Genomic DNA, 2,876 nt, shown 5'->3' with positions numbered 1-2,876 from the left:
CCCTTGCGAATAACAGTACGCCCCAATCGGCAGCGCTGTTGAAGACAAGGTCAGCAAGCTGAGCAGTTGTGATGCATTAGTGATGGACATGATGTAAAGCCTTGATTGGGCTTAATCGTTGGTCATGTTGATGCTGGGCATAGGCGCCACTTTCTGGTTCAAAAGGGTGCATCACTTCTTTCACTTCAAGGCCTAAACCTTGCACCATTTCCGCCAGTACATGATCTGGTTCAAAGTACAAAGCTGAAGGTGTCAGCATCAGCGGTACATGACGATTTCCCAGGTGATAAGCCGCTTTTAATAAGTCAAAACTATTATCTGTTGTGACTTGCATCAGTTTTTCTGGCTTGGCATCTACCCGTAAAATTTCCCCCTGTTCTGTGGCAATAAAGGAACCACTACGCAAAATTCCTGTACGCGGCAAATCTGCACCAATATCGACACCATTTTTTAAAGTTGCACGAAAACGGCTCTTTTGGCGCGTATCAAATGTGAGTTCCAAAGACTCAAAATTGTGTTCAGATGCAATGTTTTCTAAACGCTGCGTATAAATTTTCATAACTACCCTACTGATGCTGATAAATCCTGTATTTGTTCCAAATTGAGACCAAATGTTTTTTAGAATTATAAATTTGCATCAAAATAAAGCAGTTATCGTGCCAACTTGATTTATCGGATGTTATAAAGTTATACGGAAGGTAAAAGTCTGAAGTTTTTTAATTGAGCGTCCATAAGCCAAATTATTTTCTTGATTCAAAAATTTAAGCTAATATCTCTACAATTATTAAATAAGAAGTTGAGGGATACATGGCAAAATTTTTGAATACAAGCGGAACAAATTTCTTTTTAGAAGAACTTATTAAAAATGCCAAAGAACGTTTAATTTTAATTAGCCCATATTTACGTCTCAATGATCGCATTAAAGAATTATTAGAAGACAAAGATCGTCTTAAAATTGATATCCGTATTGTTTATGGAAAAAGTGATCTGCACCCTGACGAAATTAAATGGATGCAAAAACTGGATTATGTGCGTCTGAGTTTCTGTAAAAATTTGCATGCGAAATGCTATTTGAATGAATCTGAGTGCATTATTTCAAGCTTAAATCTTTATGAGTTTAGCCAAGTTAACAATAATGAAATGGGGATTCTGATCCGTAAATATGAAGATAATGATGTATTTAAAGAAGCTTATGAAGAAGCACAACGGATTATTCGTATTAGTGACGAAGTCCGTATTACATTGGATGAAGTAAAAACAGAATCCATCCCAGCGGAAGATAATAAATCCGAAGAAAATACCGCTTTCACAAAACTGACTACAGCGAAGCTGGCATCAAAACTTGGCTTAAAAACAGCGGACACTTTTGAAAAATTAATTACAAAAGGCTATCTGACACTAAATGAAAATGGAAAGCACTTTTTAACTGATGAAGGCAAATCTGCGGGTGGAGAATTCCGTACAGGTCAATATGGCATGTACTTTTTATGGAGTGAAAATACAGAGATTTAACAGCATTTATAAATCCCTCCAAACCTCCCTTTTATAAAGGGAGGCTTCTTTCCCTCTCCCTTTGGGAGAGGGTCAGGGAGAGGGAATTTAAATCGCCACCAAATCGCGAATCCCTTTTCTAGGCATTTCACTTCCTATACCTTGAGCAATCACCTGCCCACGTGCCATGACTGTATAACCATCTGCCAGTTCTTCTGCAAAGTCATAAAACTGTTCCACCAGCACGATTGCCATTTCTCCGCCATCGGCAAGTTTACGAATCACCTTACCGATATCCTTAATGATCGATGGCTGAATCCCTTCAGTCGGTTCATCCAAAATAAGTACACGCGGTTCAGAAGCCAGTGCTCGGGCAATCGCTAATTGCTGCTGCTGCCCACCGGATAAATCTCCACCGCGACGATGCTTCATTTCATCCAGCACCGGGAAAATTTCATAGAGATGTTCCGGCACTTTACGGGTTTTAGCACCTTTAAATTTCGCCATCCCAATCAGGATATTTTCCTCGACCGTTAAGGTCGAAAAGATATCGCGTCCTTGTGGAACATAAGCCAAACCTGCACGGACACGCTGTTCCGGACTGAGTTTGGAAATGTCCTTACCATCCAGCAAGATCTGACCAGACTTAATTGGCAAAATACCCATTAAACACTTGAGTAGCGTGGTTTTACCCACACCGTTACGCCCCAGCACCACCGAACATTCACCGACAGGCGCATGAAACGACACATCACGCAAAATGTGACTGCCGCCATAAAACTGATTTACATCTTTTACTTCTAGCATCAGTCACTCCTTAACGCCCGAGATATTTTTCAATGACATCTTCATTGGCTTGCACTTCGGCCAATGTGCCTTCGGCTAAAATCGCCCCTTGGGCCAGAACCGTAACTTTTTCACTAATGGTATCGATGAAACTCATGTCATGTTCGACCACGACCAGCGTATGATTCTTTTTCAGTTCCAGACACAGCTCAGCGGTACGTTCAGTTTCTGCATCGGTCATCCCCGCGACAGGTTCATCCAGCAAAATCAGTTTTGGACGCTGCATCAGTAACATGCCAATTTCAAGCCACTGCTTTTGACCATGAGATAGCAAGCCCGCAGGTTTATTGATAAATTCCTGCAAGCGGATTTGCTGTAAAGATTCATCCAGGGCATTTTGTGCATCGGGATCAAGCTTGCTGAAAAAGCTTTTCTTCACCCGTTTATCTTTCGGTGCGGCTAACAGCAGATTTTCCATCACGGTAAAATTTTCAAATACAGTTGGTTTCTGAAATTTTCGTCCGATGCCTGCTTCAGCAATTTCCTCGGTACTCATTTTCGCCAGATTATAAGTCTGACCAAAAAATGCAGTCCCTTCT

Annotated in this window: 4 protein-coding genes and 1 pseudogene; 1 reads left to right on the top strand and 4 read right to left on the bottom strand. The window is 41.1% G+C overall.

Going from position 1 to position 2,876, the window contains the following annotated elements; translation table 11 throughout:
• Together B2Y23_RS11620 and ureE are read right to left on the bottom strand one after the other, a co-directional pair.
• Positions 1–90, bottom strand: a pseudogene (locus B2Y23_RS11620) (urease accessory protein); the annotation flags it as partial.
• The gene (ureE, locus tag B2Y23_RS11615; protein WP_291357277.1) at positions 77–559 is read right to left on the bottom strand and encodes an urease accessory protein UreE; all 483 of its coding nucleotides are present in this window, start codon (positions 557–559) and stop codon (positions 77–79) included. The gene ureE and the pseudogene B2Y23_RS11620, both read right to left, overlap by 14 nt.
• A 248-nt stretch (positions 560–807) precedes the next feature.
• Here ureE and B2Y23_RS11610 point away from each other — a divergent pair, with 248 nt between their 5' ends.
• Positions 808–1,512 (top strand): phospholipase D family protein, encoded by a 705-nt coding sequence (locus B2Y23_RS11610; RefSeq protein ID WP_291357275.1) that lies wholly within the window; start codon positions 808–810, stop codon positions 1,510–1,512.
• 87 nt (positions 1,513–1,599) lie between these two features.
• Here B2Y23_RS11610 and urtE read toward each other — a convergent pair whose 3' ends face one another.
• Positions 1,600–2,298 carry an urea ABC transporter ATP-binding subunit UrtE gene (gene urtE / locus B2Y23_RS11605; RefSeq protein ID WP_291357273.1) on the bottom strand — a complete coding sequence of 233 codons (699 nt, stop codon included), beginning with the start codon at positions 2,296–2,298 and terminating at the stop codon, positions 1,600–1,602.
• A 10-nt stretch (positions 2,299–2,308) separates the two neighbouring features.
• The coding region (locus tag B2Y23_RS11600) for an ATP-binding cassette domain-containing protein (RefSeq protein ID WP_291370943.1) at positions 2,309–2,876 on the bottom strand (568 nt) is incomplete at its 5' end.

Source organism: Acinetobacter sp. UBA5934 (genome assembly GCF_002430855.1).
Classification (GTDB): Bacteria; Pseudomonadota; Gammaproteobacteria; order Pseudomonadales; family Moraxellaceae; genus Acinetobacter.
Note: the sequence above shows the minus strand (reverse complement) of the source record. Positions and strands in the feature narration are given on the sequence as shown.

Excerpts from the sequence above, each read along its gene's own strand:
- ureE (WP_291357277.1), bottom strand. The coding sequence starts at position 559 with ATGAAAATTTATACGCAGCGTTTAGAAAACATTGCATCTGAACACAAT.
- B2Y23_RS11610 (WP_291357275.1), top strand. The coding sequence starts at position 808 with ATGGCAAAATTTTTGAATACAAGCGGAACAAATTTCTTTTTAGAAGAA.
- urtE (WP_291357273.1), bottom strand. The coding sequence starts at position 2,298 with ATGCTAGAAGTAAAAGATGTAAATCAGTTTTATGGCGGCAGTCACATT.